The organism is Allobosea minatitlanensis (assembly GCF_964020775.1).
In genome coordinates this window covers 629,927-656,866 of sequence record NZ_OZ224509.1, presented here as the reverse complement: position 1 = coordinate 656,866, position 26,940 = coordinate 629,927, and the positions used below count along the sequence as shown (strand labels likewise).

At 71.2% G+C, this 26,940-nt stretch carries 29 protein-coding genes; 19 read left to right on the top strand and 10 right to left on the bottom strand.

Translation table 11 applies throughout. The annotated features are described in order from the left end of the window. The first annotated feature begins 20 nt into the window (after positions 1–20). The 10 genes from ACWH43_RS03040 (at position 21) to ACWH43_RS02995 (ending at position 9,385) form a co-directional block, all read left to right on the top strand. Entirely contained in the window at positions 21–1,178 is a 1,158-nt protein-coding gene (locus ACWH43_RS03040; protein ID WP_260349747.1) for an NAD(P)/FAD-dependent oxidoreductase, read from the top strand. Beyond that, positions 1,175–1,441 carry a 2Fe-2S iron-sulfur cluster-binding protein gene (locus tag ACWH43_RS03035; RefSeq protein WP_158471800.1) on the top strand — a complete coding sequence of 89 codons (267 nt, stop codon included), beginning with the start codon at positions 1,175–1,177 and terminating at the stop codon, positions 1,439–1,441. The genes ACWH43_RS03040 and ACWH43_RS03035 overlap by 4 nt, the downstream gene beginning before the upstream one ends. Continuing rightward, entirely contained in the window at positions 1,434–2,720 is a 1,287-nt protein-coding gene (locus ACWH43_RS03030; protein WP_158471801.1) for an FAD-dependent oxidoreductase, read from the top strand. The genes ACWH43_RS03035 and ACWH43_RS03030 overlap by 8 nt, the downstream gene beginning before the upstream one ends. A 13-nt stretch (positions 2,721–2,733) precedes the next feature. Next, positions 2,734–4,131 (top strand): aldehyde dehydrogenase family protein, encoded by a 1,398-nt coding sequence (locus ACWH43_RS03025; protein WP_158471803.1) that lies wholly within the window; start codon positions 2,734–2,736, stop codon positions 4,129–4,131. A 20-nt stretch (positions 4,132–4,151) separates the two neighbouring features. Then, positions 4,152–5,060, top strand: a complete 909-nt coding sequence (dapA, locus tag ACWH43_RS03020; RefSeq protein ID WP_158445655.1) for a 4-hydroxy-tetrahydrodipicolinate synthase — start codon at positions 4,152–4,154, stop codon at positions 5,058–5,060. Between the two features lie 124 nt (positions 5,061–5,184). Beyond that, complete coding sequence (locus tag ACWH43_RS03015; RefSeq protein WP_158445654.1) at positions 5,185–6,012, top strand: transporter substrate-binding domain-containing protein; 828 nt, start codon at positions 5,185–5,187, stop codon at positions 6,010–6,012. A 47-nt stretch (positions 6,013–6,059) separates the two neighbouring features. Then, positions 6,060–6,722 (top strand): amino acid ABC transporter permease, encoded by a 663-nt coding sequence (locus tag ACWH43_RS03010; protein WP_158445653.1) that lies wholly within the window; start codon positions 6,060–6,062, stop codon positions 6,720–6,722. 14 nt (positions 6,723–6,736) lie between these two features. Next, complete coding sequence (locus ACWH43_RS03005) at positions 6,737–7,516, top strand: amino acid ABC transporter ATP-binding protein (protein ID WP_158445652.1); 780 nt, start codon at positions 6,737–6,739, stop codon at positions 7,514–7,516. Continuing rightward, positions 7,509–8,657, top strand: a complete 1,149-nt coding sequence (locus tag ACWH43_RS03000; RefSeq protein ID WP_158445651.1) for a saccharopine dehydrogenase family protein — start codon at positions 7,509–7,511, stop codon at positions 8,655–8,657. Before ACWH43_RS03005 ends, ACWH43_RS03000 begins: the two co-directional genes overlap by 8 nt. Next, complete coding sequence (locus ACWH43_RS02995; RefSeq protein WP_158445650.1) at positions 8,654–9,385, top strand: aspartate/glutamate racemase family protein; 732 nt, start codon at positions 8,654–8,656, stop codon at positions 9,383–9,385. The genes ACWH43_RS03000 and ACWH43_RS02995 overlap by 4 nt, the downstream gene beginning before the upstream one ends. A gap of 140 nt (positions 9,386–9,525) precedes the next feature. On the opposite strand, the gene ACWH43_RS02990 is transcribed toward ACWH43_RS02995, so the two are convergent. Next, entirely contained in the window at positions 9,526–10,308 is a 783-nt protein-coding gene (locus tag ACWH43_RS02990; protein WP_158445649.1) for an IclR family transcriptional regulator, read from the bottom strand. Between the two features lie 141 nt (positions 10,309–10,449). Here ACWH43_RS02990 and ACWH43_RS02985 point away from each other — a divergent pair, with 141 nt between their 5' ends. The 9 genes from ACWH43_RS02985 to ACWH43_RS02945 all read left to right on the top strand — a co-directional run bounded on the left by ACWH43_RS02985 (position 10,450) and on the right by ACWH43_RS02945 (position 18,718). Further along, positions 10,450–11,112, top strand: coding sequence for an amino acid ABC transporter permease (locus tag ACWH43_RS02985; RefSeq protein WP_158445648.1), 663 nt, complete (start codon positions 10,450–10,452; stop codon positions 11,110–11,112). Next, complete coding sequence (locus tag ACWH43_RS02980; RefSeq protein ID WP_260349499.1) at positions 11,109–11,759, top strand: amino acid ABC transporter permease; 651 nt, start codon at positions 11,109–11,111, stop codon at positions 11,757–11,759. The genes ACWH43_RS02985 and ACWH43_RS02980 overlap by 4 nt, the downstream gene beginning before the upstream one ends. Continuing rightward, the gene (locus ACWH43_RS02975) at positions 11,746–12,477 is read left to right on the top strand and encodes an amino acid ABC transporter ATP-binding protein (RefSeq protein WP_158445647.1); all 732 of its coding nucleotides are present in this window, start codon (positions 11,746–11,748) and stop codon (positions 12,475–12,477) included. Before ACWH43_RS02980 ends, ACWH43_RS02975 begins: the two co-directional genes overlap by 14 nt. A 38-nt stretch (positions 12,478–12,515) precedes the next feature. Next, the gene (locus tag ACWH43_RS02970) at positions 12,516–13,316 is read left to right on the top strand and encodes a transporter substrate-binding domain-containing protein (RefSeq protein ID WP_158445646.1); all 801 of its coding nucleotides are present in this window, start codon (positions 12,516–12,518) and stop codon (positions 13,314–13,316) included. A 100-nt stretch (positions 13,317–13,416) separates the two neighbouring features. Continuing rightward, a complete protein-coding gene (locus ACWH43_RS02965) occupies positions 13,417–14,457 on the top strand; it encodes a succinylglutamate desuccinylase/aspartoacylase family protein (protein ID WP_158445645.1) in 1,041 nt (346 codons plus the stop codon). Continuing rightward, positions 14,454–15,395, top strand: a complete 942-nt coding sequence (locus ACWH43_RS02960) for a threonine ammonia-lyase (protein WP_158445644.1) — start codon at positions 14,454–14,456, stop codon at positions 15,393–15,395. The genes ACWH43_RS02965 and ACWH43_RS02960 overlap by 4 nt, the downstream gene beginning before the upstream one ends. Positions 15,396–15,488: 93 nt before the next feature. Continuing rightward, positions 15,489–16,457: an ornithine cyclodeaminase family protein gene (locus ACWH43_RS02955; protein WP_158448277.1), complete on the top strand. Its 969-nt coding sequence runs from the start codon at positions 15,489–15,491 to the stop codon at positions 16,455–16,457. 410 nt (positions 16,458–16,867) lie between these two features. Then, positions 16,868–17,929, top strand: a complete 1,062-nt coding sequence (locus ACWH43_RS02950; protein ID WP_158444418.1) for a FecCD family ABC transporter permease — start codon at positions 16,868–16,870, stop codon at positions 17,927–17,929. A gap of 3 nt (positions 17,930–17,932) precedes the next feature. Beyond that, positions 17,933–18,718, top strand: coding sequence for an ABC transporter ATP-binding protein (locus ACWH43_RS02945; protein WP_158444419.1), 786 nt, complete (start codon positions 17,933–17,935; stop codon positions 18,716–18,718). Positions 18,719–18,747: 29 nt separating this feature from the next. Here ACWH43_RS02945 and ACWH43_RS02940 read toward each other — a convergent pair whose 3' ends face one another. From ACWH43_RS02940 to ACWH43_RS02900, 9 genes are all read right to left on the bottom strand, one after another. Continuing rightward, on the bottom strand, positions 18,748–19,563 hold the full coding sequence (locus tag ACWH43_RS02940) for a MipA/OmpV family protein (RefSeq protein WP_260349498.1): 816 nt from the start codon (positions 19,561–19,563) through the stop codon (positions 18,748–18,750). Positions 19,564–19,637: 74 nt separating this feature from the next. Continuing rightward, the gene (locus ACWH43_RS02935) at positions 19,638–21,014 is read right to left on the bottom strand and encodes a sigma-54-dependent transcriptional regulator (RefSeq protein ID WP_158444421.1); all 1,377 of its coding nucleotides are present in this window, start codon (positions 21,012–21,014) and stop codon (positions 19,638–19,640) included. Further along, entirely contained in the window at positions 21,011–22,768 is a 1,758-nt protein-coding gene (locus ACWH43_RS02930) for a sensor histidine kinase (RefSeq protein ID WP_158444422.1), read from the bottom strand. Before ACWH43_RS02930 ends, ACWH43_RS02935 begins: the two co-directional genes overlap by 4 nt. Positions 22,769–22,805: 37 nt before the next feature. Next, positions 22,806–23,231: a DUF2147 domain-containing protein gene (locus tag ACWH43_RS02925; protein WP_260349496.1), complete on the bottom strand. Its 426-nt coding sequence runs from the start codon at positions 23,229–23,231 to the stop codon at positions 22,806–22,808. Next, positions 23,218–23,625, bottom strand: coding sequence for an EamA family transporter (locus ACWH43_RS02920; protein ID WP_260349494.1), 408 nt, complete (start codon positions 23,623–23,625; stop codon positions 23,218–23,220). Before ACWH43_RS02920 ends, ACWH43_RS02925 begins: the two co-directional genes overlap by 14 nt. Next, a complete protein-coding gene (locus ACWH43_RS02915) occupies positions 23,622–24,782 on the bottom strand; it encodes a GNAT family N-acetyltransferase (RefSeq protein WP_158444425.1) in 1,161 nt (386 codons plus the stop codon). Before ACWH43_RS02915 ends, ACWH43_RS02920 begins: the two co-directional genes overlap by 4 nt. Further along, the gene (locus ACWH43_RS02910; protein WP_260349505.1) at positions 24,779–25,624 is read right to left on the bottom strand and encodes an alpha/beta hydrolase; all 846 of its coding nucleotides are present in this window, start codon (positions 25,622–25,624) and stop codon (positions 24,779–24,781) included. Before ACWH43_RS02910 ends, ACWH43_RS02915 begins: the two co-directional genes overlap by 4 nt. 17 nt (positions 25,625–25,641) lie before the next feature. Next, on the bottom strand, positions 25,642–26,004 hold the full coding sequence (locus ACWH43_RS02905) for an EamA family transporter (RefSeq protein ID WP_158444427.1): 363 nt from the start codon (positions 26,002–26,004) through the stop codon (positions 25,642–25,644). Then, positions 26,001–26,924 (bottom strand): arginase family protein, encoded by a 924-nt coding sequence (locus tag ACWH43_RS02900; RefSeq protein WP_260349493.1) that lies wholly within the window; start codon positions 26,922–26,924, stop codon positions 26,001–26,003. The genes ACWH43_RS02905 and ACWH43_RS02900 overlap by 4 nt, the downstream gene beginning before the upstream one ends. Between the last annotated feature and the right edge of the window lie 16 nt (positions 26,925–26,940).

Genomic DNA, 26,940 nt, shown 5'->3' with positions numbered 1-26,940 from the left:
ATGGGACGAACCGCTTCGGCATGGCCTCCTCCGCCGCCATACATGTCGCCGTGATCGGCGCCGGGATCGTGGGCGCCGCCGCCGCCCATTTCCTGGCCGCCGCGGGGGCGCGGGTGACGCTGCTCGACGCGTCGGGGCCGGCGGCGGGCGCGACCGGCGCCTCCGACGGCGCCGTTTCGGTCGCCAGCAAGCGGCCCGGCCCGATGATGGACCTCGCCCGCCACGCCCGCGCCTTCTATGTCCGCTGCGAGCGGGACGGCCTGTTCCGCGGCCTGTTCCATCGCCGCTCCACCTTCCTCGTCGCCCGCACGGCGGTCGAGGCCGAGCTCGTCGCCCGCCACGGCGCCGATCTCGCCGCGGCCGGCGAGCGCGTCGTCGAGGTCGACCGCGCGACGCTGCTGGCGCGCATCCCGGGCCTCGGCGCCAGCGTCTGCGCGGCGCTCGAAATCCCCGATGACGGGCATGCCCTCGGCTACGAGATCACCCAGCGGCTGCTCGGCCGCAGCCGCATCGCCATCCGCCGCAATGCGCCGGCCGCCGAGATCGTGATGCGGGCCGGGCGCGCCGCCGGCGTCGCCATCGGCGACGAACTGGTCGCCGCCGATGCGGTGCTGGTCGCCGCCGGCATCGGCTCGGCGCCGCTGCTCGGCCTCGGCGAGATCCTGATCCCGCGCAAGGGGCAGATGGCGGTGACCGACCGCGCCAGCCCGTCGGGACCGGCGATCGACGGCCATCTCATGGCGGCCTCCTATCTCGCCGCCAAGCGCGGCATCGCCCGCGAAGACGGGCATATCGGCCTGGTGATCGACCCGCTGATGACCGGCCAGTTCCTGATCGGCGGCAGCCGCGAGGACCATCGCAGCGACCACGCCACCGATGCGCGCACCATCGCGGCGATCCTGCGCGAGGCGCTCGATCTCTACCCGCCGCTCGCCCATCGCCGCGTGCTGCGCAGCTTCGCCGGGGTGCGCACCGCCTCCCGCGACGGGCTGCCGATCGTCGGCGCGCATCCCCGGCGCGAGGGCATCGTGATCGCGACCGGCTTCGAGGGCGACGGCATCTGCCTGGGGCCGTTCATGGGCGCCTGCGCGGCCCGCCTGCTGCTCGGCGAGGCGCCGGCGGTCGATCTTAAGGCCCTGTCGCCGCAGCGTTTCCTCCGTGTCGAGGCGCACGCATGAGCGGCCATTTCTTCTGGAGCGGCATGCCGGTGGCCTTCCTGCCGGGCGAGACGATCGCCGCCGCCCTGCTCAGGGCCGGCATCGCCGATCTCGGCCGGCCGGACGGCCACCTGCCGGGCGGGCGCGTCTTCTGCGGGATCGGGGCCTGCCAGGGCTGCGTCGTCGCGGTCGAGGACGCGGCGCCGGTCGAATCCTGCCTCACGCCTGCGCAAGAGGGCCTGCGGCTCGGCCCGCTCCCCGCGACCGGCGCCGGCCATGACTGAGGCGCCCATCCTGATCGTCGGCGGCGGCCCGGCCGGCGCCAGCGCGGCGGCGACGCTCGCGGAGGCGGGCCTGCCCGTCCTGCTGGTCGAGCAGCGCGACCAGCTCGGCGGTGCGATCCATCGCCAGCCGGCCAACGGCGCCGGAAACCATGTCTGGCGTCCCGCCCGCCACCGCCGCAACTGGGCCGCGCTGACGGCGCGGCTGCGCGCCTGCGCCGGCATGATCGAGATCCGCACGCAGACCGTCTTCCTCGGCGTCGACGGAGAAGGCCGCTTCCTGTTCGACGACCGCCGCGCCGGCCGCGTCTTCGCATCCCGGCCGCGCGCCGCGATCGTGGCGGTGGGCGCCGTCGAGACGATCCGCCCCTTCCCGGGCTGGGAGCTGCCCGGCGTGATGACGGCGGGCGGCGCCCAGGTCCTGCTCAAGGAAACCGGCCGCCCGCCGGAAGGGCCGATCCTGATCGCCGGCAGCGGGCCGCTGCTTCCTGCGCTGGCGGCGCAACTCGCCAGGGCCGGCAACCCGCCTGTCGCCGTGCTGGAGCGCGGCAGGCCCTGGCGGCGGCCGGCGACGCTCGCCCGCCTCGCTCTGGCGGGCGGGCCGATGGGCGAGGCCGCGGCCTATGCGGCGGCGCTCGCGCTCGCCCGCGTGCCCTATCGCGGCGGCGCCGTGGTGACCCGGGCCGAGCCGGACGGCGCCGGCCTCACGGTCGGCATGCGCATCGGCGCGGACGAGCGGGTCCTGCGCGTGCGGCACCTGCTGATCCATGACGGCATCGAACCGAATCGCGTGGGCATTCCGCTGCCGGCGCCGGAGGCGGCCGTGCCCGTCCTGCTGGCCGGCGACGGGCGGGAGGCCCTCGGCGCCGATGCCGCGCTTCTCGACGGCCGCCGCGCCGCCCTGCAACTGCTCGCCCGCCTCGGCGCCGGCGCCGCGGAGCTCGCCGGGCTCGAGAGCAGGCTGGAACGGGCCCGCCGGGTCCAGGCGGCGCTGGCCCAGGCCCTGCGCAGCGAGCCGGTCGAGCCCGCCCCCGAGACCCTGATCTGCCGCTGCGAGGGCCGCAGCTATGCCGATCTGCAGGCCCTGGACGGCGACGCCTCGGCCCGCGAGATCCGGCTGATGGGCCGCTTCGGCCTCGGCGCCTGCCAGGGCCGCTTCTGCGGCCCGATGATCGCAGCCCTGCGAGGCCGGCCGGTGCCGGCCGCCTCTCCCCCGCGCTGGCCCTTGCGACCGGTTTCGGTCGCGGCGCTCGCGCGCCTCTCCACCGATGAAACGGAGTGACGTCACCGTGCCCATGACCCTCGCCAAGCCCGCCCGGGCGGCTGCCGCCTCCCTGATCGAGGTCGTCAACCCGTTCGACGGGTCGCCCGTCGGCCAGCTCCGCCAGGCCGACGAGGTCGCGGTCGCCGAGGCGCTGCGCAAGGCGCGCAGGGCCTGGTCGGAGTTCCGCTTCAGCACGCCGGCCGAGCGCAAGGCATTGCTGCACCGCCTCGCCGACCGGCTCGGCGACGAGGCCGAGGCGATGGCCCAAACGATCTGCGCCGAGGTCGGCAAGACCATCACCGAGGCGCGCAACGAGGTCCGCCGCGCCCGCAACACGCTGCGCCTGAGCGGCGACGCCATCACCGTGCTGCATGGCGAGGTGCTGCCGACCGCGATCGTGCCGGGCGCCCCCGACAAGCAGGCGGTGATCACCCATGAGCCGGCCGGCGTCGTCGGCGCGATCACCCCGTTCAACTATCCGCTCAACCTGCTCTGCCACAAGCTCGGCCCGGCCATCGCCGCCGGCAACGCCGTGGTCGCCAAGCCCTCGCCCAAGGCGCCGCTCGCCGCGCAGCGCCTGGCGGAGCTGGCCGCGGAGGCGGGTTTCCCGGACGGCCTGTTCGGCATCGTGCATGGCGGCGCCGACGTCGCCGCGATGATCGCCAGCGGCGACATCGACCTGCTCAGCTTCACCGGCGGCCCCGCCGCGGGCCTCGCCCTGAAGAACGCCTCGGGCCTCGTGCGCTGCCTGATGGAGCTCGGCGGCAACGACCCGCTGATCGTCATGCCCGACGCCGATCTCGACCGCGCCGCCGAGGTGGCGATCGCCCACCGCTTCGAGATCGCCGGCCAGAGCTGCGCCGCGGTGAAGCGGCTCTACCTGCACGAGGCGATCCGCGAGACGATGATCGAGCGGATCGCGGCCCGGATCGCCGCGGTGACCACCGGCGACCCGGCCGACGCCGGCACCGTCATGGGCACCGTCATCGACGAGCCGGCGGCGGCCGAAGTCGAGCGGCGGGTCCGGCTCGCCGTCGCCGACGGCGCCCGGATCGTGGCGGGCGGCAGCCGCCGCGGCACGCTCTTCGCCCCGACGCTGCTCGATTCCGTCCCGGCGCAGACGGAGCTGGTCCGCTCCGAGACCTTCGGGCCGGTGCTGGCGGTGCGCCGTTTCGACGATCCCGACGCGGTGATCGCCGAGATCAATGCCGGCGCCTACGGGCTTCAGGCCGGCCTCTTCACCAACGACCACGCGCTGGTGAAGCGCGTCGGGCGCCGGCTGCGCGTCGGCGGCGTGATGGTCAACGAGGGGCCCGACTTCCGGGCCGAGAACGTGCCGTTCGGCGGCATCAAGTCGAGCGGGCTCGGCCGCGAGGGCATCCACATGACCCTGCGCGAAATGAGCGAAACCAAAGTCGTCATCGACTGACGATGCAAGGAGCCAATCCGATGATCGATCCCACCTTGCGCCGGCGGCTGACCGGCGTCTTCACCGCCCTGGTCACGCCGTTCCGCGACGGGGCCGTCGACACCCCCGCGCTGGAGAAATTGATCGAGGCGCAGATCGCCGCCGGCGTCGCCGGGCTCGTCCCGGTCGGCACGACCGGCGAAGCCGCGACGCTGAGCGAGGAGGAGGCCGAGGCGGTGATCCGCACCACGGTCAGGGCCGCAGCCGGGCGCGCCTTCGTCATGGCCGGCGCCGGCTCCAACGCGACGCGGCTCGCCATCGCCAAGGCCGAGCGCGCCCAGGCCGCGGGCGCCGACGGTCTCCTGCTGGTGACGCCCTATTACAACAAGCCCTCGCAGGACGGCCTGTACGAGCATTTCTCGGCTATCGCCGCCGCCGTGGACCTGCCGATCATGCTCTACAGCGTGCCGGGGCGCACCGGCGTCGAGATCGCGCCCGCGACGGCCGCCCGCCTGGCCGCCGCCCATCCGAACATCGTCGCCATCAAGGAAGCCGGCGGCAAGGCGGAGCGCGTCACCGAATTGCGGCTGGCGCTCGGCCCGGATTTCGTCATCCATTCCGGCGATGACGCCCTGACCCTGCCCTTCCTGGCGGCCGGCGCCGACGGCGTCACGAGCGTCGCCTCCAACCTGCTGCCGGCGCAGGTGGTGGCGCTGTGCCGGGCCTGGTTCGCCGGCGACCCGCGCGAGGCGCGCCGCATCCACGAGGCCCTGTTCGACCTGGTCGGCCATCTCTTCATCGAGAGCAACCCGGTGCCGGTCAAGACGGCGCTGGCGCGGGCGGGGCAGATCGGCCCGGAACTGCGCTCGCCGCTCGCCCCCTTGCGCCCGGAGAGCCGCAAGGCGCTGGAAGCAAGCCTGCAGGCCTTCGAGAGCCGCGCGAACATATAAGAAATCCGGTAGGAGGACGCCCTACTCTCGCATTGTCCGCGCAAGTGCGTCGCCTAGGCTCTTGGCGTCCTGACCACCAGCGCAAGACCGAACAACATCGGCAAGGGAACGGAGTGGAAAGCTCATGAAATCGATCATTCGCGCCTTATGCGTCGCCAGCCTGGGATTGCTGGCGCTTCAAACCTCCGCCCGGGCGGAGGACACCATCGAAGCCATCCGCTCGCGCGGCGTGCTGCGCATTCCGGGGATCATCAACGAGGACCCCTATTTCAACAAGGATCCGCGCTCCGGCGAATGGCGCGGCTTCGCCATCGAGATGGCCCGCGACATCGCCAGCACCCTCGGCGTCAAGCTGGAGGTGGTCGAATCGAGCTGGCCGAACTCGATCCTCGACGTGCAGAGCGGCAAGGTCGACCTGGCGCTCGGCGTCACCGCGACGCCGCAGCGGGCGCTCTCGGTCGCCTTCTCGGCCCCGACCTATTTCAACAGCTTCGTCATCGTCTCGCCCAAGGCGGAGCTCTCGAAGCTGAGCTGGGCCGAGCTGAACGACCCGAAATACACCTTCGCCGTCGACCTCGGCTCCTCGCAGGACCTGATCGCCCAGCAATATCTGCCCAAGGCCAAGATGCTGCGCTTCAAGTCCCGCGACGAGGCGATCGTCGCGGTGGTCAGCGGCAAGGCCGACGGCCTCGTCAACACCATGCTGAACGGGCTGGTGATGAGCAAGAAGGCGAGCGGCATCGGCAAGGTGATGGTGCCCTCCCCGGTCCTCTCGACGCCCTCCGTCGTCGCCATGAGCTGGAAGGCCGACGAGAAGTCGCGCGCCTTCATCTCGGCCTGGGCCGAATACAACCGCCGCATCGGCAACAACCAGACCTGGATCGTGAAGAGCCTGGCGCCCTTCGGCATCACGCTCGACGACATGCCCGAAGGCTTCGGCTTCGGCGGTTGAAACAAGGGCGGCCCGCAAGGGCCGCCCTCACGAAAGGCTGGCATGACATGTACACGTGGAGCTTCGCCCCGATCCTCCAGGCGAGCGACCTGTTCCTCTGGGGCGCCTGGATCACCGTGGTCTACACGGTGGCCTCCATCGCCATCGGGCTCGTCCTCGGGCTGCTCCTGTGCTTCGCACGGCTTTCCGGCATCGGGCCGCTGAACTGGCTGGCGCAGGGCTTCCAGGAGCTGTTCCGCTGCACGCCGCTGCTGGTGCAGTTGCTGTGGATCTACTACGCCCTGCCGCTGCTGCTCGGCTTCGACCTCGCCAACTGGGCGGCGGCGCTGATCACGCTCTCGCTCTATGCGGCGGCCTTCTACGCCGAGGTCTTCCGGGGCGGCATCGTCTCGATCGACAAGGGCCAGTCCGAGGCCGGCGCCGCGATCGGCATGTCGGGCTGGCAGGTGATGCGCCGCATCGTGCTGCCGCAGGCGATCCGCCGGATGATGCCGGCCTTCATCAACCAGTCGGTGACGCAGTTCAAGAACACCTCGCTGATCTCGGTGATCTCGGTGGCCGAGCTGACCTACATGGCGAGCATCGTCAACGGGCAGACCTACCGCCCGCTGGAATCCTACACCGTCCTGGCGGTGCTCTACTTCGCCATCCTGTTCCCGATCACGAAGTTCGCCGACATCGTCGAGAGCCGGACCCGCGGCGGCCATTGAGCGAGGACCATTCCATGACCTCCGTCACAGCACCGGCCGCGCGCGACACCGTTCTCGCCGCCCGCGGCATCGTCAAGCGCTTCGGCGCGCTGACCGTCCTGCACGGCATCGACCTCTCGCTGACCAGCGGCGAAGTCGTCGCCATCATCGGCCCCTCGGGCTCCGGCAAGTCGACCTTCATCCGCTGCATGAACATGCTCGAGGTGCCGGATGCCGGGGAGATCAGCTTCCGCGGCCGGCGCGTCGTCCCCCGGTTCCGTGCCGCGGGCGAGACGCTCGGGCTCGGCGAATTGCGCCGCCATGTCGGCATGGTCTTCCAGCATTTCAACCTGTTCCCGCATATGAGCGTGCTGGAGAACGTGATCGAGGGCCCCGTCACCGTGCAGCGCAAGCCGCGGGCCGAGGCCGTCGACATCGCGATGGACTACATCGCCAAGGTCGGCCTGGCCGAGAAGCGCGACGCCCGGCCGGACCAGCTCTCGGGCGGGCAGAAGCAGCGCGTCGCCATCGCCCGGGCGCTCGCCATGCAGCCGGACGCGCTGCTGCTCGACGAGATCACCAGCGCGCTCGACCCCGAGCTCGTCGGCGAGGTCCTCGGCGTGGTCCGCAACCTCGCCGAGCAGGGCATGACCATGGTGCTCGTCACCCATGAGATCTCCTTCGCGGCCGATGTCTCGGATCGCGTCGTCTTCATGGAGGCCGGGCGCATCGCGGAAGAGGGCAGCCCGGACCGCATCCTGCACAATCCCGACAACGAACGGCTCAAGACCTTCCTCGCGCGCTTCCATGGCTGAGCGGCACGAGGGCGGGACCCGGCCGTTCAGGGTCGTCGTCGTCGGGGCCGGCCGGATCGGCATCACCCTGGCGCTGCTGCTGCGCGAGGAGCCAGGCTTCGCGCTCCTGCTCGCCGACCCGACCGAGCCGGGGCGCGACCGGGCCCGGGCGCTGGCCCTGCCCTTCGCCGAGGCCGACCCGGCCGACCCCGTTGCGCTCGACCGGATCCTGGAAGGCGCCGATGCCGTCGTCGCCGCGCTGCCCTCGCAGGCGACGCCGATGGTGGCCGCCGCCGCGCGGCGCCATGGCTGCCACTACCTCGACCTCGGCGACGACGGCGCCGCGCTCGAAGCCGTCCGGCGCGAGGCCGCCGGCGCCGCCGGCTGCTTCGTCGCGCAATGCGGCATCTCGCCGGGGCTGGTCTCGGGGCTGGTGCTCGACCTCGCCGCGCGCTTCACGCAGGCGCCCGACATCGCGGTCCGCATCGGCGGCCTGCCGCGGGAGCCCGTCGGGCGTCTCGGCTACGGGCTGATCTGGGACGTCGATGCGACGCTGCGCGAATACACCCGCGCCTCGCTCGCCCTGCTCGACGGCCGGGAGGCCGAGCTTCCGCCGCTGTCGCGGCTTTCTCCCTTGCGCCTCGGAGCGCGCGACTACGAGGTCTTCGTCTCGGGCGCCATCCCCGCGACCTTGCGCCAGCGCCTGACGGGCAAGGTCGGCGACCTGGTCTCCTACACGATCCGCTATCCCGGCCATGCCGGGCAGATGGCGTTCCTGCTCGACGAGCTGAAGCTGCGCGAGCGCGTCTATCTGCTGCGCAACCTCTTCCTCAACGCCCTGCCCGAGATCGCGGACGACCGCCTGCTGATCTCGATCACCGCGACGCCGCGGCAGGCCGAAGACGCGCCCGCCGCGCATTTCCTGCGCGCGGTCGAGCCGGTGACGATCGGCGTCGTCGTCATCGGCGCGATGCGGCGCACGGCGGCATCCCATGTCGCGGCCGTGCTCGATCTGCTGCGCCAGCGCCGGATCGGCCGGCCGGGATTGCTGGCGCAGGAGGACATTCCCTTGCGCCTCCTCCAGGAAAACCGTTTCCTCGCCTGGTTCTTCGACCCTGCCGCGCCGGCGGTGCCGCACGCTCTTCAGGAGACCTCGCGATGACGGGCACCGGCCTCTCCCCGGCCCATGCCGCCGTGAACGGACTGAGCATCGGCGTGCTGATGCTCGACACCCATTTCCGCCGCCTGCCGGGCGATGTCGGCAATGGCCGCACCTGGTCGTTCCCCGTGCAGTTCCGGGTGGTGCGCGGCGCCGACCCGGCGGCCATCGTCCACGGCAGCCCGGAGGAGTTCCTCCAACCCTTCATCGCCGCCGCGCTCGACCTCGTCGCCTGCGGCGTGCGCGGCATCACCACGAGCTGCGGCTTCCTCGCCCTGCTCCAGAAGGAGCTCGCCGCCGCCCTGCCCGTGCCGGTGGCGACGAGCAGCCTCCTGCAGGCGCCGCTGATCGAGGCCATGCTGCCGGCCGGCCGGCAGGTCGGCATCCTGACCTTCGCGGCGGAGGCGCTGACGGCCCGCCATCTTTCGGCCGTGGGCGCCCGGCCGGACACGCCCGTCATGGGCCTCCCCCCGGACAGCCTGTTCCGCCAGGTCTACGGCAACCGCGGCGGGGTTTCCGATCCGGCTAGGCTGGAGGAGGAGGTCGTGGCCGCCGCCCAGGCGCTGGTCGAGCGCCACCCCGATGTCGGCGCCATCCTGTGCGAATGCACCAACCTGCCGCCGCATGCCGCGGCGATCGCCGCTGCGACCGGGCGGCCGGTCTTCGACATCATCGGCTTCATCGACTGGTTCGCGCGGGGCATCGCTCCGCCCCGCTTCGGAGACGCGTGAACCGGCGGACGGCATTGGGCATGGCCGCCGCGGTCACGATGGGCGTCGCGCGTGACTGCGGGCTCGTGCCTGCCATCGGCGAGCATGGGACAGCCGAGGATTGAGCAACGGGCCGGCCGGACAGCGTTCCGGACCGGCGCTCAGAGCGACAATTGCGCGCCCGCCTCCTGGCAGATCGCCTTGAGGCCGAGCAGGATCGCCTCCTCGTCGGTCTCGACGCCGTGGCGCTGGAGCGACGGCACCAGCATCGCGGCCTCCGCATGCCCCGAAGGGCCGATCACGGGGCAGGCGATGTCCGTCACCGCCATGATGTCCCGGCTCGGCGCGGCCCGGTGACCCTGCGCCCTGATGGCGGCGAAGACCGCGGCCAGCTCGGGATCGTCGAGCCGGCGCTGGTCCTCCGGGCTCGCATCCCGCATCAGGGAACGCCGGCGCGCCTCCGACTGGAAGGCGAGGATGAGCAGCCCCGAATTGGCGGCCAGCGCCGGCCGGCCATAGCCCGGCCGGACCATGACGCTGGCGTCGAGATGGCCGGAGGTCGCGGCGAGGATGACGGTCTGGGCCCGGCTGAGCACGACCAGATGCGCCGCCTGCCCGCTCTCCTCGCTGAAGCGCTGCATCAATGGCAGGACGATCGAGGTCAGTTGCCGCCCGCCCGGCGTGCGGATGCCGAGATCGAAGAGCCGCCGCGACAGGGCGAGCCGGTCGGTCCCCGGCTCGCGCACGAGATAGCCGCGCTGCTGCAGCACGAACACCATCCGGAAGATCTCGCCCTTGGAACGCTGCAGCCGCTCGGCGATCGCCCGCGTCGAGAGCGGCTCGCCGACCTCGGCCAGCAATTCGAGGATGTCGAGCCCCTTCTCCAGCGCGGGCGCCGCATAGGAGATCCTGTCGCCGCTATCCGTATCGATGTGGTCGGTCATGCTCTCTCATTTCATATATGAAGCTTGACATCAAATAAGAAACAAACCTAGCCTCTCCGCAACGAGGGGATCAATGCTGCGAACGTCGACCATACCGCCAGGCCGGGCCGGCACGTCAGAACGGCGCCGGGGCGCGGCCCGATGAAGTACGGGCTGCAGTTCCGCGACGTCTTCGCCGCCTGGGAGTCGATCCTCGACGGCGTCCTCGTCACGCTCTTCCTCTCCGTCTGCACCATGGTCGGCGGGCTCGTCATCGGGGTCGCCTGCGCCGCGGCGCGGGTCTACGGGCCGGGCTGGCTGAAGCGGCTCGTCGGGACCTATGTCGAGGTCATCCGCAACACGCCGCTGCTGGTCCAGCTCTTCCTGATCTTCTTCGGCCTGCCGAGCTTCGGCCTGCGGCTCGACGGCCTCACCGCCGCGATCATCGCGCTCGTCATCAATCTCGGCGCCTATACGACGGAGATCGTCCGCGCCGGCCTCCAGGCCGTGCCGAAGGCGCAGGTCGAGGCCGGGCATTCGCTCGGGCTCTCGGGCCTGCAGGTCTTCCGCCATGTCGTGATGTTTCCGGCGCTGAAGGCGATGTTCCCGGCGCTCGCCAGCCAGTTCGTGCTGCTGATGCTGGCGACCAGCGTGGTCTCGCAGATCTCGGTGCAGGACCTCTTCCACGCCGCCTCGATCGTGCAGTCGCGCACCTTCCGCGACTTCGAGGTCTACACCGTGATCGGCGTGCTCTATCTCGGCCTCGCCTTCGCCTTCCGCGGCCTCTTCGCCGGCATCTACTACTGGGCGTTCGTCAGGCGATGATCCGGACCTTCTCCTTTATCGACGTAATGTATCTGGTCGCGGCGGCGCGCTGGACGCTCGCCTTGACCGTCACCGCCTTCGCCGGCTCGGCCGTGCTCGGTCTCGCCCTGGCGCTGGCGCGGATCGCGCCGGTGGCGCCGCTGCGCTGGATCACCGCCGCCTATATCCATGTCGTCCAGGGCACGCCGCTGCTCGTCTGGCTGTTCCTGATCTTCTTCGGCCTGCCCCTGACCGGCATCTCGGTCAATCCGTGGATCGCCGCCGCGGTCGCCTTCTCGATCTACGGCTCCGCCTTCCTCGGCGAGATCTGGCGCGGCGCGCTGATCTCGATCGCCCGGACGCAATGGGAGGCCGGCGCCTCGCTCGGCCTCTCGCTCTACGAGCAACTGCGCCACGTCATCGTGCCGCAATCCATCCGGGTGGCGATCCCGCCCACGGTCGGCTTCCTGGTCCAGCTCATCAAGAACACCTCGCTGGCGGCGACGATCGGCTTCGTCGAGCTCACCCGCGAGGGCCAGCTCACCGCCGCCGGCACCTACAAGCCCTTCGCCGTCTACATCACCGTCGCCGCGATCTATTTCGCGATGTGCTTCCCCCTCACGCAATGGAGCCGCTCGCTCGAGCGGAAGCTCGATGTCGCTCGTTGAAATCCACGGGATCAGCAAGAGCTACGGCTCCGTCCAGGTCCTCAAGGACGTCTCTCTGGACATCGCCCGCGGCGAGGTCGTCGCGGTCATCGGCCGCTCCGGCTCGGGCAAGAGCACCATGCTGCGCTGCATCAACGGGCTGGAGCCGATCCAGGCCGGCTCGATCCGCGTCGACGGCGTGCAGGTCAACGATCCCGCGACCAATCTGCGCAAGCTGCGGCAGGAGGTCGGCATCGTCTTCCAGAGCTTCAACCTGTTCCCGCATCTCTCGGTCAGCGACAACATCACCCTCGCCCCGCGCGTCGTGAAGAAGCAGCCGCCGGCGGCGGCCCGCGAGGTGGCGCGCGAGGTGCTGCGCCGCGTCGGGCTCGAGGACAAGCTCGACGCCTTTCCGGCGCAGCTCTCCGGCGGCCAGCAGCAGCGCGTCGCCATCGCCCGCTCGCTGGCGATGCGGCCCAAGGTGATGCTGTTCGACGAGGTCACCTCGGCGCTCGACCCCGAGCTCACCGGCGAGGTGCTGAAGGTGCTCGAATCCGTCGCGCAGGAGGGCATGACCATGATCCTCGTCACCCATGAGATGGGCTTCGCCCGCCGCTTCGGCTCGCGGGTCGTCTTCATGCACGAGGGCCGGGTCCATGAAGAAGGCCAGGCCGCGGCGGTGCTCGCCGCGCCGAAGACGCCCGAATTGCAGACCTTCCTCAGCGCCGTGCTGCACTGAGGAACCGTTCCGGACCAATCAACGAGGGGAGAGATCAGATGCGTTCATTCTTCGCAGGCCGTTCCATTCTGGCTGGCCTGGCCGCCCTTGCCGTCGCCGCCTTCGGCACGGTGGAGGCCCATGCCGACAAGCTTCAGGACATTCTTCAGAAGGGCGTGGTCCGCATCGGCGTGCCGCTCGACGCCCCGCCCTTCGGCGCGCAGGACGCGAACCGCAACCCGATCGGCTTCGACATCGAGATGGCGGAGATGGTCGCCAAGGGCCTCGGCGTGAAGCTGGAGATGCAGCAGATCACCGGCGCCAACCGCATCCCCTTCCTGCTGACCGACAAGGTCGACATCGTCATCTCCGTGCTCGGCCTCACGCCCGAGCGCTCGCGGCAGGTGATGTTCACCGCGCCCTACGCCAACACCTTCCTCGCCGTCTACGGGCCGAAATCCTCGCCGGTGACCAGCCCCGAGACGCTCGGCTCCACCCGCATCGCCGCGGCCAAGGGCACCACGCAGGAACTGGCGATCAGCGCGGCCGCGCCGAAGGCCGACCTGATGCGCACCGAGGACGACGCCACCGCCGCCGCCGCCTATATCACCGGCCAGGCCGACCTGCTCGCGACCAACAGCATCGTCGCGCAGGCGCTCGCCAAGCAGAACCCGAACAAGGAGTTCGAGCGCAAATTCGTCATCCGCCGCAGCCCGGCGCATATGGCCGTGCAGATGGACCAGCACAATCTGGTGCGCTGGCTCGACAGCTTCATCTTCTTCAATACGATGAACGGCGAGCTCGACCGGCTGCACAGGAAGTATCTCGACATGCCGATGGACCCGCTGCCGACGCTCTGAAGCGTCCCAGCCCGGCCGGGCGCATGCCGCGCCCGGCCTTCTTCTTCGCAGGCAGCGGGCCGCCAGCGGCACCGATTGCCTCGCCACGCCCGAGCCAGCCATGACCAGCCAACGCCAGCAGCCCGCCCCCCGGCCCTCCAGCGCCTTCCTCACCATCGACCCGGAGCGCGAGGGCAAGCAGCTCGGCTTCCTGATGATCCCGCATTCGCCCGACGACGACGCCTGGGGCGCGACCCGCATCCCGATCGCGGTCATCAAGAACGGCACGGGCCCGACGGCGATCCTGGAGGGCGGCAACCATGGCGACGAATATGAGGGGCCGATCGCGATCTGCGACCTGATCCGCGATCTCGACCCGGGCCGCGTCCAGGGCCGGCTGATCCTGATGCCGGCCAACAACGTCCACGCCGTCATCGCCGGCAGGCGCACCTCGCCGGTCGACGGGCTGAACTTCAACCGCACCTTTCCCGGCGATCCGCGCGGCACCATCACCCAGCAGATCTCGGCCTACATCACCGATCATGTCTACCCGCTCGGCGACGCCTTCCTCGACCTGCATTCCGGCGGTTCCTCGCTTGACATCATCCCCAGCGCGATCGTCGAGCCGACCGACGACCCGGCCCTGCACAAGCGCAACGTCGCCGCCGTGCGGGCCTTCGACGCGCCGATGACGGTGGTGATCAGCAATCTCGGCGAGCCGCGCACCGCGACCGCCGCCGCCTGCCGGGCCGGGCTCGTCACCGTCGGCACCGAGATGGCGGGCGGCGGCACGGTCTCGCTGGAGGCGCTGAAGGTCTGCCGCCGCGGCGTCGCCAACGTGCTCGACCATCTCGGCATCGTCGCGCGCGACACGCCCGAGCCGCGCCGCGGCGAAGGCGGCATCCTCGAACTGCCCGGCACCTCGGCCTATGTCTATGCCAGCGCCGACGGCATCTTCGAGCCCTTCCACGCCAATGGCGAGACCGTCAGCGCCGGTCAGCCCGCCGGCCGCATCCACTGCACCTGGGACCCGGCGCGCGCGCCCGAGCTCCTGCACTACGCCGCCGACGGCATCCTCTACGGCCGCCGCCAGCCCGGACGCGTCAGGCCCGGCAATTGCTGCCTGATCGTCGCCGCGCCTTACAAGGGAACCTTGTCGTGATCGATCTCGCCGCCATCGAGGAAGCCCGCCGGCGCATCGCCCCCCATATCCGCAAGACGCCGACGCTGCGCTACGGCCAGCTCAAGGACGGCGACGCCGGCGGCCCCGACGTCACGCTGAAGCTCGAACTGCTGCAGGCGGCCGGCTCGTTCAAGGCGCGCGGCGCGATGAACCGGCTGCTGACCCTGACCGAGGCCGAGCGCGCGCGCGGCATCGTCACCGCCTCGGGCGGCAATCACGGCCTCGCCATCGCGCGCTCGGCCAAGGTGCTTGGCGCCGGCGCCAAGATCTTCCTGCCCTCCAACGTCGTGCCCGACAAGGTCGCGAAGCTGAAGCAGTGGGGCGCGGAGGTCGAGATCGTCGGCGACATCTGGGACGACGCCAACGCCGCCGCCCTCGCCCATGCCGAACGCACCGGCGCGACCTATGCCCATCCCTTCAGCGACCCCGTCGTCGTGGCCGGACAGGGCACGCTCGGCCTCGACATCCTCGACGACATGCCGGAAGTCGACGTCATCCTCGTCGCGATCGGCGGCGGCGGCCTGATCAGCGGGCTTGCCACCGCGGTCAAGGCCAGGCGACCGGCGACGCGGATCATCGGCATCGAGCCGGTCGGCTCGCCGACGCTGCATGCCTGCCTGGAGGCGGGCAGGCTCGTCGCCCTGGACACGCTGTCGACCCGCGTCGCCACCATGTCCTGCCGGCTGACCGATCAGGCGATCTTCGAGACCGTCCGGCGCCATGTCGACGAGATCGCGCTGGTCAGCGACGCGGAGATGGAAAGCGCCGCCCGCTCGCTCTGGTTCGAATTCGGCGTCGCCGCCGATCTGTCGGGGGCCGCCTCGGTCGCGCTGCTTCAGGCCGGCCGCATGCGCTTCGCGCCCGGAACCCGGGTCTGCGCGATCGTCTGCGGCGCGGGCGCGGACGGCCTCGCCTGAGGCGAGGCTTTTGAGGCGAGGCTTGCCGGCCGGCGGATCGACAGGCATGAACCGGGGCCCGCGACCCCGCCCCGAAGCCCCGGAGCCTCCGCCATGAGCGCGTCCCTGCTCTATCTCTCGCGCCAGGATGTGCAGGCGCTCGCCATCGCGCCCGGCGCAGCGCGCGAGGCCGTCCTCCAAGCTTTCCGCGACCACGCCGCCGGGCTCAACCGCAGCCTGCCCAAGAGCGTGCTCGCGCTGGGCCCGGGGCACGGCTTCCAGGCGATGGCGGCCGCCTCGCAAGCCGACGGCATCGCGGCGCTGAAATGGGTCTCGATGACGCCGGCCGGGCCGGACAGCGCCGCCCCGAGCGTCAGCGCCCTGCTCTGCGTCAGCGACTATGCCGGCGGCGCGCCGCTGGCGGTGCTCGACGGCGACGAGATCACCCTGATCCGCACCGCCGCGCTCTCGGCCGCCGCCGCGAGCCGGATGGCGCCGGCCGCGCCCAGGACCATCGGCTTCGTCGGCTGCGGCCTCCAGGCCCACGCCCATCTCGCCGCCTTCCACGATCTCTATCCCGGGCTGGCCACCGCGCTGGCGCTGAGCCGCAGCCCTTCCTCGGCCCGGCGGCTGGGGGACGCCGCCGCCGGCCGCGGCCTCGCGGCCGAGGTGACGGGCGACGCCGGCGCGCTGCTGGCCCGCAGCGACATCGTCATCTCGATGGTGCCGGGCGCCCCGGGGCTGGCGCCCTTCCTCGACGCCCGCCTGATGAAGCCCGACGCCTTCGCCGCCGCCGTCGATACCGGCCGTAGCTGGATCCCGGAAAGCCTGCCCGCCTTCGACAGCCTGGCGACGGACAGCCTGGAGCAGTCGCAGGCGCCCTACGACGCCGCCGGCAACCCGGTCGCGACGGTCGCCTTCAGCCACGACCTCATCGGGCTCGCCGCCGGCACCGAGGCCCCCCTGCGGAACGGGCGCTCGCTGTTCTGCTTCCGCGGCTTCGCCCTCGCCGATCTGGCGCTGGCCCATCTCGCCGTCCGCCATGCGCGCGAGCGTGGCATCGGCACGGCGCTGCCGCGCTGAATCCGCGGCAGCGGCGCCTCCCCCGCGATCCTCCGGCGCCGGCGATCAACGACAGCCGGGCCGGCCGGTTGATGAAACGCAGCGATGGGCCGAACCGAATTTCGGTGTCGACGAGAGGCAGCGTTCTTCCGCCAGGGGCTCCCTGAAGGATATCTGACGAAACTCCGAATATAGTCCGGGATTTTACTTGAAGCTGCGCATGCCTTCTCGTGCCGGCGGAAGAGCGGCTCGGCAGCGATTATCTTAGAAAGGCTATAAAGAGAAAAATTGCTTTGCGGCGCAACGACACCTCGTGATAGCGCCAGCCGATGCTCCCGATCTCGGCACCCCGCTTTGCTTTGCCGCCTGGCTGCAGCCTGCGCTGGCCTCGCGTCACAGCCGGGCAGTGATGCTGCAGTGAGATGAAGCCCATGGCCGCGGTCCTGCCCGCGGCGGCCGATGCCGCCGCGGATTATCGCAAGCGCAATGCGCGCCGGCTGCTGCTCGTCCTGGGCGGACTGCTGGCGCTGGTCCTGTCGCTGGCGCTCGACGTCGCGATCGGCCCGGGCAACCTGCCGCTCGCCGACGTGCTGCGGACCCTCGCCGACCCGCAATCGGCCGCGCCGCGCCTCTCCGTCATCGTCTGGGACCTGCGCCTGCCGATCGCGCTGATGGCGCTCGCCGTCGGCGCCATGCTGGGGCTCAGCGGCGCCGGCATGCAGACCATCCTGTCGAACCCGCTCGCCGATCCGTTCACGCTCGGCGTCTCGGCCGCCGCCACCGTCGGCGCCTCGGTCGCCATCGTCACCGGCTGGAGCGTGCTGCCCGGCGCCGGCGCCTTCATCGTCACCGCCAACGCCTTCGTCTTCGCGCTCGGCGCCTCGCTCATCCTGTTCTTCATGACCAAGCTGCGCGGCGTCAGCGCCGAGACCATGATCCTGGTCGGCATCGCCCTGCTCTTCACCTGCAACGCCGTCACCGCCCTGCTGCAATACCGCTCCAACGAGGTGCAGCTCACCCAGATCGTGTTCTGGACGCTCGGCAGCCTCGCCCGCGCGACCTGGACCAAGGTCGGGGTCGCGGCGCTGCTGATCGCGCTCGCCCTGCCCTTCTTCCTGCTGCGCGGCTGGGCTCTGACGGCGCTGCGGCTCGGCGACGAGCGGGCCGAGAGCCTCGGCATCCGCGTCGACCGGCTGCGCCTCGAGATCCTGATCGCGACCTCCCTGCTCGCGGCCGTCTCCGTCTCCTTCGTCGGGGGCATCGGCTTCATCGGGCTCGTCGGCCCGCATATCGCCCGGCTTCTGGTCGGCGAGGACCAGCGCTTCTTCCTCCCGGTCGCCACGATCGCCAGCGCGACGCTGCTCTCCCTCGCCTCCAGCCTCTCCAAGGCGATCACGCCGGGCGTCATCTACCCGATCGGCATCATCACCGCCCTGATCGGCGTGCCGTTCTTCTTCAGCCTGGTCATGTCGATCCGCGGCAAGGGGGCCTGAGGCATGGCGCTCGCGATCCGCGACCTCTCCTTCAGCTACGGCGCGGCGCCCGTGCTGCAGGGGCTTTCCACCGGCCTCCTGCCGCGCGGCGAGCTCGCGGCGCTGGTCGGCCCCAACGGCGCCGGCAAGTCGACGCTGTTCCGCTGCGCCGCCGGGCTGCTCAGGCCGCGCGCGGGCAGCACCAGCCTCGACGGCACCGATCTCGCCCCGCTCTCGGGCCGCGAGCGGGCGCGCAGGATCTTCTACCTGTCGCAGGACACCGAGGCCCGCGTCGCACTGTCGGTCTTCGACATCATCCTGCTCGCCCGCAAGAGCCTGCATCGCGGCTTCGCACTCGCCGCCTCGGCCGCGGACATGCGCGCGGTCGAGGCCGTGATCGCCGAGCTGGGCCTGGGCCCCTTCGCCTCGCGCGACATCGGCACGCTCTCCGGCGGCCAGCGCCAGCTCGCGGCGATCGGCCAGGCGCTGGTGCGCGAACCCGACGTGCTGCTGCTCGACGAGCCCACCAGCGCGCTCGACGTGCGCCGCCAGCTCGACGTGATGGCGACGATCCGCGAGGCGACGCGCCGGCGCCGGATCGTCACCGTCGCCGCCATCCACGACCTGTCGCTGGCGGCGCGCTTCGCCGATCGCGTCCTGGTGATGAATGGCGGCCGCATCGCCCAGGCCGGCCCGCCGGAGGAGGTGCTTGCCCATCCGGCCGTTTCGGAGACATATGCGGTGGGCGTGCATCTCGAGCGGTCGGCCCGCGGCACGCTGCTGGTCGAGCCCTATATCCAGACCGAGTGAGCCATGACCGCGCGGGCCGCGCCGGCCCGTCAGAGATCGAGCCGGAAGGAATAGCTCGCGCCGAGGCCGACCGTGACCTGGTCGCGCTGGCCGACGGTGCGCACGAGCGGCGAGCTCGCGGCCTGGTCGATCATGCGGTCATAGCGGGCGAACAGCGTCGTCGACCATTGCTCGGACCACGCATAGTCGAGCGCGGTGGCGACGCCGAGGCTCTTGGCGCCGCCGGAGGGGCTGTAGGGCGCCAGCAGCGGATTGATCATCGCCTCGCTCGGCGAGACGCCGAAATTGCGCCGCATATAGGAAGCGTTGCCGAGCGAGAGGCGCGGGCCGCCCGACAGCGTCAACCGGCCGAAGCGCTCGACCCAATCGGCGGAGAAATCGGCGACGATGCCGTGATGGCCGTGGAAGCCCTGCCGGACCTCGACGCGGGTGCGCAGACGGCTCTGGACCGGCCAGTACTCGGCGAAGAGCCCCGCCTCGATCGCCCAGGGAACGTCGCGCATGCCGAACAGCCGGGGGCTCGACGAGGAATAGCGGCCGCTCTTCCAGGTTCCGGCGACGCCGAAGCTGAAGCGGTCGGTTTCGTAGAGCGCGTAGTCGAGGCTGTCGTCGGGGGCGCTGAAGCTCTCCGGCTCGCCGGCGCGGCGCCAGCTTATCGAGGGCATGAAGGACAGCCCGGCCGCGTTCGCGCCCTCGTATTTGGGGCCGAGCTCGACCGTGCCGCCGAGCGTGACGATCCAGCCCTTGGCGGGCGTCGGATCGCTCAGCGCCGGCGACGCCTCTCCGGCACCGGCGGCGGCCGGCAGCAGCAGGAGGCAGGCGAGGCTTCCGATGGCAACACGCAACACAGATCCTCCGCGCCCTTCATCGATCTCCGCAGCCGCGCCGGCCGGTGCGGCTGCGGCCGCGATCCCGCGGCTCATTCCGCGACGGTCCGGTTCAACCGGATACCGAGTTTCTTGATGCGGTGCCAGAGGCTGCGTTCCGCAATCCCGAGCAGCCGCGCCGCCTTGACCTGCACGCCGCCGCTGCGGCGCAGCGCCTCGAGGATGAATTCGCGCTCGATCCGCTCGAGCTCTGCGTCGAGATCGCGCGGCAGCGCCGCGCCTCCCGCCCGGCGCTGGCCCTCGAACAGCTCCCGCGGCAGGTCCTGCACGTCGATCGCCGAGCCCTTGGCGACGATCAGCGCGCGCTCGACGCAATTGTGCAGCTCGCGGATATTGCCCGGCCAGTCGTAGGCCGACATCGCGGCGAGCGCCGCCGGAGAGAACCCCGTGACCGGCTTGCCGACCGTCTCGGACAGCGACGCCAGGAAATGCGCGGCCAGCAGCGGAATGTCCTCGGCGCGCTCGCGCAAGGCCGGCAGCCGGATCGGGAACACGTTCAGCCGGTAGAACAGGTCCTCGCGGAACAGGCCCGCGGCGACCGCCGCGCGCATGTCCTTGTGCGTCGCCGCGACCAGGCGGACATCCGCGGTCTGGCTGCGGCTCGCCCCCACCGGCTCGAAGCTGCGCTCCTGCACCACGCGCAGCAGCTTTGCCTGGATCGCCAGCGGCATGTCGCCGATCTCGTCGAGGAAGAGCGTGCCGCCCTCGGCGGCGGCGAAGCGGCCGACGCGGTTGGAGACGGCGCCGGTGAAGGCGCCCTTGACATGGCCGAAGAGCTCGCTCTCCAGCAGGGTCTCGGGGATCGCGGCGCAATTGACCGCGACGAAGGGGCGGGCGCGGCGCGGGCTGTTGAAGTGGATCGCCCGGGCGACCAGCTCCTTGCCGGTCCCGCTCTCGCCGTTCAGCATCACCGTAGCGCGGGTTTCGCAGACCTCGGTGACCTGCTCGATCACGCGGCGGAAGGAGGCGCTGTTGCCGATCAGCGTGTCGAAGGAGTGGCGCCCCTCGAGTTCGCTGCGCAGGCGCTCATTGTCGCGCACCACATCGGCGAGGCGCAGCGCCCGCCCCAGCGTCGCCGCGACATCCTCCATCTCGAAGGGCTTGGCGATATAGTCGAACGCCCCTTCCTTGACGAGCTCGACCGCGTCGCGCACCGCGGCGAAGGCCGTGATGATGATGACCGGCACCTCCGGCCAGCGGCGGCGGACCTCGCGCAGCAATCCGCGCCCGTCCAGCACCGGCAGCCGCAGATCGGTGAGCACCAGGTCGAAGCGCGACTGCTCCAGCGCCATCAGCGCCGCCTGCGCGCTGGTCACGGCGGTCGCCCGGTAGCCGAGATCCTCCAGCGCGGCGGCCAGAACGTCGGCCAGCCGCTCCTCGTCGTCGACCACCAGAATGGCGTGGCTCACGCGTCCTCTCCCTTCCCGGCCCGCGGCAGGACGAGCGTGAAGGCCGCGCCCTTGCCCGGCTCGCTCTCGCAGATCGCGCTCCCGCCATGGGCGGCGGCCACGCTCTGCACCTTGGCGAGCCCGAGCCCCGTTCCTTTCGCCTTGGTGGTGAAGAACGGGTTGAACACCTCGGCGCGGATCGCCTCCGGCACGCCCGGCCCCTCGTCGCGGATCGTCAGCGACACGGTGTCGGGCCCTACCGCCACGCGCGCGAAGATGGTGCCTCCCATCGGCATGGCATCCATCGCGTTCAGGACCAGATTGAGGCAGGCCTGATGGAGCTGATCGGCGTCGCCCGCGATTTCGGCCCCCTCGCTCTCGTCGTCGATGCGCAGAGCGATGCCGCGGCGCGCCAGCTCCGGGGCGGCGATGGCCGCGACCCGCTCGATCACCTTGCGCAGCGGCAGCGGGCTCAGCACCAGCGGGCGCGGCTGGGCGAAGTCGAGGAACTCGCGCATCAGCGTCTCGATCCGCCGCACCTCGTCGATGACGTAGCCCAGCATCTTCTCCTCGGCGCCGCCGAGCCGGGCGCGGTTGCGCACCACCTCGGTCGAGGTCTTGATGATGCCGAGCGGATTGCGGACCTCATGGGCGATCACCATCGCCGCCTGGCCGAGCGCCGAGAGCCGGTCGCGGCGGCGCAGCTCCGTCTCCAGCTCCTGCAGCTTGCCCAGTTGCTCGGCCATGCTGTTGAAGCCGGTGGCGAGCTCGGCGATCTCGCGGCCGCCGCCGATCGGCACGCGCTGTCCGAAATCGCCGGCCGCGATCGCCCTGACGCCGCGCGTCAGCGCCCGCAGGGGGCGCACCAGCACGCCCGACATCAGGCTGCCGACCAGCACGGCGATGAAGCTGCCGAGCAGGAAGATGCCGAGGAACAGCCGCTCGCGGCCGAGCTGCTCCAGAAGTCCCGCCCCGCTGCGCAGGCCGATGAAGCTGAGCGCCGCCAGCTTGCCGTCGATGCCGCGGAAGCCGGAATAGACCGCGCGATAGGCGCCGTCCCCCGCCCCCGGGTCGAAGATTTCGTCCTCGCCGGCATCGAGCCGGGCCTTGATGTCCCGGGGCACGGCCGTCGGCTTGTCGTCATGCGTCTGCATGATGGCTTCGAGCTTGCCGTCGAAATCGGAGAACAGCGTCACCTCGAGCGAGGTCACCACCTTGATGCCGCCGAGATAGTTGTCGTCGAGCCAGCTCCCGACCAGGATGTTGGCGGGCTGGCCGTTGATGGTGATCGTCTGCACCGCGCCGGCCATCAGCCAGCGCTGGCCGTCCGCCGCGATCTTGAACAGCCCCTGCCCGGTCGCCGTCGGCAGCGCGCCGATGGCGGAGAAGGGGCGCGAGGAGAAGATGATCTCGCCGCTGGGCCGGTAGATCGCGATCAGATCGTAGCCGACCGAATTCAGCACCGCGAATTCGCGCTCGACGGTCCGCTGCATCTTGACGTCGTCGGCGCTGTGCTCGAGGCGATGGCCGATGACGCCGGCGACGCGCTGCGCCTCCTGCACCGCCTCGACGATCTCCAGCCGGAAGAAGCGCGAGGTCTCGCGCAGCCAGTGCCCGACATTGTCCTCGAACACGCTGGAGATCAGCTTGGCGGCGATGAAGGCCGAGGCCAGCATGGCCGGCACGCTGACCAGCATGAAGCCGATGACCAGCCGGAGCCGGAGCGAGGTCACCTTGCCCGGCCCGGCGGGATGTCGCGGGGAGCCGGGCTGCATCCGCCCCACCCGCCGGTTCTGGAAGGGGCCCGTCCCACTAGCGCCTCGTCCAGGTGTCGTCGTCGCAGATCAGCCCGCCGAGAACGCAGCCGCGCACGACCAGCGAATCCGGCGCGGCCAGCTCCAGCGTGGTGCGATAGGTCTTGCCGTCGGCGGGATTGTAGCCCTCCCCCGCCAGAAGGCTCGCCCCGTCGGGCCTGAAGCCGCTCAGCACCTGCAGGCCGAGCAGCGAGCGCGCCCGCAGCTTCGGGTCCGGGTTGAAGCGGTCGAAGCGCGGCTGCTTCAGCCAGACCACACGCCCGCACAGCGCCGCGCCGCAGCGCGCGATGGCGATCTCCGATTCCCCGTCCGAATCGCGCCAGCGGCCGACGATCTCGGCCATCGGGTCGGCCAGCGCCGGCAGCGGCAGTCCGCCGGCCAGCAGCGCCAGCAGCGCCGCCATCCGCATCCTAGGACTGTTCATCTTCATGCTCCGAACCCAGCAGGATGACGCCGACGATGATCAGGGCGATGCCGCCGGCGCGCAGCAGGTCGATCTGCTCGCCGAAGGTAGCCCAGGCGAGCAGCGGCACCGTGACATAGACCAGCCCGGTCATCGGGAAGGCGCGGCTCAGCGGCATGTCGCGCAGGATCGCCATCCAGACCACGAAGGTCCCGAGATAGCCGATGATCGCGAACCAGACGCCCGGCAGCGTGACCGAGCGCGCCAGCATGTCGAGGCCGAAATCCATGTCGCCGAGGCCGTCGGCCCCCCATTTGAAGGCGATCTGCGTCCCCGTGTCGAGCGCGATGAAGGCGAGCCAGACCAGGAGCTGGCGCCAGCGCGAGACCGGCTCTTCGGATGTCATGGCGCTCATGCGGCCTTCCTTCCGGCCCCCGCGGCCAGATCGGGGTCGAAGCGGTCGAAGCCGAGCCAGGGGCTCGCGCGCCGCAGCGCCCATTGCAGGGGGCGGCTGCGGTGCCGGACATGGATCGCGGAGGGAACCAGCCTGCTGCCGAAGCGCAGCTTCGACGCATAGGCCGTCTGGCCGCTCTGGAACAGGCCGATGCCGCGCGCCATGCAGAAGCGGATATTCGCCATCCAGCTCACCACATAGAGGTTGTGCTCGCGGGCGAGCGGGTAGCGCATGCCGAGAAACTTGTCGACGACGCGGTCGGCCTCGAGCAGCAGCAGGTTGAAGGCCGCGAGCTCGGGGCCGATCCAGTAGAGCGCGAACACCGCGCGGTCTCCGAGCGCCCGCGCGACGGCGGCGAAATAGCCGGGCGGCAGCACTTCGAGATCGCCATAGTCGAGACCGCTGCGCGCCCGGGTCGATTCGTAGAGCGCGTCGATCTGCGCCTCCAGCCCGGCGATGTCGCTGCGGAACTCGATGCGGACCGCCCCGGCCTTGGCGAGCTTGCGCCGGATGTCCTTGCGGGTGGCCGCCGACAGCGAGGCGAGATAGCCCGCCTCGTCCCGGAACGGCAGGTCGAGCACCGCGACCGGCAGGCTGGCGAGGCGGGCGAAGCCGGCCTGCGCCAGCGGCCCGGCGGCCTCCTGCTCCTGGGCCGGAGCGAGATCCTTCCAGACGACGAGCTGGGCGCCTTCGGCCGCGGCCTGCCGCTGCAGGGTTCCGATCAGCAGCCCCAGCGCCTCGGCGCGCCCGGCCGCATCGAGGCCGGGCGAGAAGCCGAGATGGCAGCGCTCGGCATAGGGCGAGCCGACGCAGAGCGCCTTCAGCGTCAGCAGGCCGGGAAGGCGGCGGAACAGCGCCTCCCCGAGGCCGCGCAGCCGGCCCTGCAACGGGGTGTCGAGCCGGTAGCTCAGCCTGAACAGCGGCGCTACCGCGACGACCCGGCCGCGCTGCTCGACGATGGCCGCGGCCATGCGCAGCCCGACACCGGAGGCGGAAGCGGCCGCCTCGCAGGCGCTGTAATAGGCGTGGCATTCCGCCTCGCCCGGCAGGCACGCATCCCAGGCCGCGGCCTCGACCGCGGCGACGCTGTCGACCGTTCTGGCGCTCAGCGCATTCATTCGGCCGCCACGACGCGCAGCCCCGGCTCCAGCTCCGGCAGATGCGCCCTGGCCAGCCGCGACGCCAGGGCGAGCGAGCGCTCGACCACGATCTCGCGCTGCTGGTCGATGGTCACGAGATGGTAGCTGTCGTCGAGGATGACCGCGTCGACGAGCCCGCCCAGCCGCCGCTGGATCTCAAAAGCATTGGAGAGGCTGGCGACGTCGTCCTCGCGGGCATGCACCAGCAGCGCCGGACACTTGATCGCCGGCATCTCGCGCCGGGTCTGGTCGATCAGCTCCCACATCTGCTTGAGCGCGCCCGAGGGCGTGCCGAGCAAGCCGGCCTCGGCGCTGTCGCCGCGCGTGATCGCGGCCGTGATCATCGAGCGGGTCCGCAGGTCCTTGACCCCGTAGGGCTCGCGCTCGACGAAGCTGTAGCGCCGGCCGAACGGGGTGTTGATCAGCCATTTCAGCAGGAAGGCGTAGCGCGGGATCGACCAGCCGTCATACCACAGCGTCGGCGCGTAGAGGGCGAGGCCGCTCACCGCGTCGGGCCGCACCGCGGCGACATGCATCGCCATCACCGCCCCCATCGACAGCCCCCCGACGATCACGGTGTCGCAGAGGCTGCGCATGCGCTCCAGTTCGTCGGTGACGCTGCGGGCCCAGTCCCGCCAGCTCGTCGCCAGCAATTCGCTCTCGCCCGCGCAATGCCCGGCCAGTTGCGGGCAGTGGACCGTATGGCCGGCCCGGTGCAGCGCGCGCGCCACCAGCCGCATTTCGGTCGGCGTGCCGCCGAGCCCGTGGATCAGCAGGAAGCCGGTGCGGTCGCCGGCATAGCGGAGGCTGAAGTCGCGCATCGTCACGTCTCGATCCGTCAGGCTGTGCGGGCGACGATGACCACGCCGCAGGTGATGAGGCAGGCGCCGAGCCATTGCCGCGTGCCGACCCGCTCGCCGAGCAGGATGGAGCTGGCGAAGGTGATGGCAAGGAAATTCAGGCTGGCGATGGGAAAGGCGATCGAGAGCGGGACCTCGGCGAGGATCCGCAGCCAGATGAAGAACTCGGCGACATAGGTCAGCACGCCGGCGAGCGCCCAGCCCGAGCGACCGAGCGCGACGCTCATCTCGCGGAGGCTGCCGCTCGCCGGCAGCTTGTCCGCGCCGAGCTTGAGGCAAAGCTGCCCGACGACGTCGCAGACGATCGAGAGCACGAACCAGAAGACGATGGTCAGGGTCACGGCAGCACCCGCGCGAAACAGTCGATCAGCGCCGCGTTCGCCCGCGCATTGACGGCGAGCTCCGCCTGCGAGGGCCGCAGCAGCGGCGGATGGTCGAAATAGGCGAGCGTCGCCCGGAAGGGATCGGAGAAGCGGGGTTCGGACCAGTCGCCGCAGACATCGACGCCGAGGATGCGCCGCCCCGCCGCCAGACGCTCGATCGCCGCGAGGAGATGGGCGAGGCTGAGCTCCCCCTGGTCCCAGTTGGTGACGGCCTCGCCGCGGCCGAGCACGTCCTTGTCGATCGTCAGCCAGACGGCGTCGGTCGGGATCGCCGGCAGCAGATCGTCGAGGAAGCCGGCCCAGTCCTCCTCCGCCAGGTTGCGCCAGTGCAGATGGCTGCCCTCCTGGCGGAAGCTGCTGGCCCTGCCGTAGCGCCCCCAGACGCGCGACGGCGCGTGCCGCCAGGGGAAGAGCGCGATCCGCTCCGCCTCGACCGCCCTGAGATTGGCGAACTGCCATTCCGGCCGCACCAGGTCGCCGCTGCACGGCCCGATGGTGACGACCTTGCGGACCTGCGGCAGTTCCAGCGCCCGGTTGACCCAGGCGCCGCAATTCACCGTCGCCGGAAAGCGGACCCAGTCCGGATGGTTGTCGAAATGCACGACCGTCACCGGCTCGGCGACGCCGCGCAGCAGCAGCGCGGTGAGGTGATGGAAGTCGCCCGAGCCGTAGAAATGGACCGGCGGTCCCGCCCCCTCGTCCGGCCCCTCGGCCAATCGCCGCAGAAGGCGCGCGCTCGCATCGCGGCTCGCCACGATGCGCAGGCGCGCCGCGAGGTCCGCCGCATCGATGCGCGCCGCTTCGCCGGCATCGATGCGGCGCCGCAGCGGCTCCTGGCCGGCGACGCTCCCGTCGAGATCGATCACCTTCAGGCGCAAATGCCCGTCTCCAACC

Bases quoted from the DNA above. Each gene is read 5' to 3' on its own strand.
- ACWH43_RS03040 (WP_260349747.1), top strand. From the start codon at position 21: ATGGCCTCCTCCGCCGCCATACATGTCGCCGTGATCGGCGCCGGGATC.
- ACWH43_RS03035 (WP_158471800.1), top strand. From the start codon at position 1,175: ATGAGCGGCCATTTCTTCTGGAGCGGCATGCCGGTGGCCTTCCTGCCG.
- ACWH43_RS03030 (WP_158471801.1), top strand. From the start codon at position 1,434: ATGACTGAGGCGCCCATCCTGATCGTCGGCGGCGGCCCGGCCGGCGCC.
- ACWH43_RS03025 (WP_158471803.1), top strand. From the start codon at position 2,734: ATGACCCTCGCCAAGCCCGCCCGGGCGGCTGCCGCCTCCCTGATCGAG.
- dapA (WP_158445655.1), top strand. From the start codon at position 4,152: ATGATCGATCCCACCTTGCGCCGGCGGCTGACCGGCGTCTTCACCGCC.
- ACWH43_RS03015 (WP_158445654.1), top strand. From the start codon at position 5,185: ATGAAATCGATCATTCGCGCCTTATGCGTCGCCAGCCTGGGATTGCTG.
- ACWH43_RS03010 (WP_158445653.1), top strand. From the start codon at position 6,060: ATGTACACGTGGAGCTTCGCCCCGATCCTCCAGGCGAGCGACCTGTTC.
- ACWH43_RS03005 (WP_158445652.1), top strand. From the start codon at position 6,737: ATGACCTCCGTCACAGCACCGGCCGCGCGCGACACCGTTCTCGCCGCC.
- ACWH43_RS03000 (WP_158445651.1), top strand. From the start codon at position 7,509: ATGGCTGAGCGGCACGAGGGCGGGACCCGGCCGTTCAGGGTCGTCGTC.
- ACWH43_RS02995 (WP_158445650.1), top strand. From the start codon at position 8,654: ATGACGGGCACCGGCCTCTCCCCGGCCCATGCCGCCGTGAACGGACTG.
- ACWH43_RS02990 (WP_158445649.1), bottom strand. From the start codon at position 10,308: ATGACCGACCACATCGATACGGATAGCGGCGACAGGATCTCCTATGCG.
- ACWH43_RS02985 (WP_158445648.1), top strand. From the start codon at position 10,450: ATGAAGTACGGGCTGCAGTTCCGCGACGTCTTCGCCGCCTGGGAGTCG.
- ACWH43_RS02980 (WP_260349499.1), top strand. From the start codon at position 11,109: ATGATCCGGACCTTCTCCTTTATCGACGTAATGTATCTGGTCGCGGCG.
- ACWH43_RS02975 (WP_158445647.1), top strand. From the start codon at position 11,746: ATGTCGCTCGTTGAAATCCACGGGATCAGCAAGAGCTACGGCTCCGTC.
- ACWH43_RS02970 (WP_158445646.1), top strand. From the start codon at position 12,516: ATGCGTTCATTCTTCGCAGGCCGTTCCATTCTGGCTGGCCTGGCCGCC.
- ACWH43_RS02965 (WP_158445645.1), top strand. From the start codon at position 13,417: ATGACCAGCCAACGCCAGCAGCCCGCCCCCCGGCCCTCCAGCGCCTTC.
- ACWH43_RS02955 (WP_158448277.1), top strand. From the start codon at position 15,489: ATGAGCGCGTCCCTGCTCTATCTCTCGCGCCAGGATGTGCAGGCGCTC.
- ACWH43_RS02950 (WP_158444418.1), top strand. From the start codon at position 16,868: ATGGCCGCGGTCCTGCCCGCGGCGGCCGATGCCGCCGCGGATTATCGC.
- ACWH43_RS02945 (WP_158444419.1), top strand. From the start codon at position 17,933: ATGGCGCTCGCGATCCGCGACCTCTCCTTCAGCTACGGCGCGGCGCCC.
- ACWH43_RS02930 (WP_158444422.1), bottom strand. From the start codon at position 22,768: ATGCAGCCCGGCTCCCCGCGACATCCCGCCGGGCCGGGCAAGGTGACC.
- ACWH43_RS02925 (WP_260349496.1), bottom strand. From the start codon at position 23,231: ATGAACAGTCCTAGGATGCGGATGGCGGCGCTGCTGGCGCTGCTGGCC.
- ACWH43_RS02920 (WP_260349494.1), bottom strand. From the start codon at position 23,625: ATGAGCGCCATGACATCCGAAGAGCCGGTCTCGCGCTGGCGCCAGCTC.
- ACWH43_RS02915 (WP_158444425.1), bottom strand. From the start codon at position 24,782: ATGAATGCGCTGAGCGCCAGAACGGTCGACAGCGTCGCCGCGGTCGAG.
- ACWH43_RS02910 (WP_260349505.1), bottom strand. From the start codon at position 25,624: ATGCGCGACTTCAGCCTCCGCTATGCCGGCGACCGCACCGGCTTCCTG.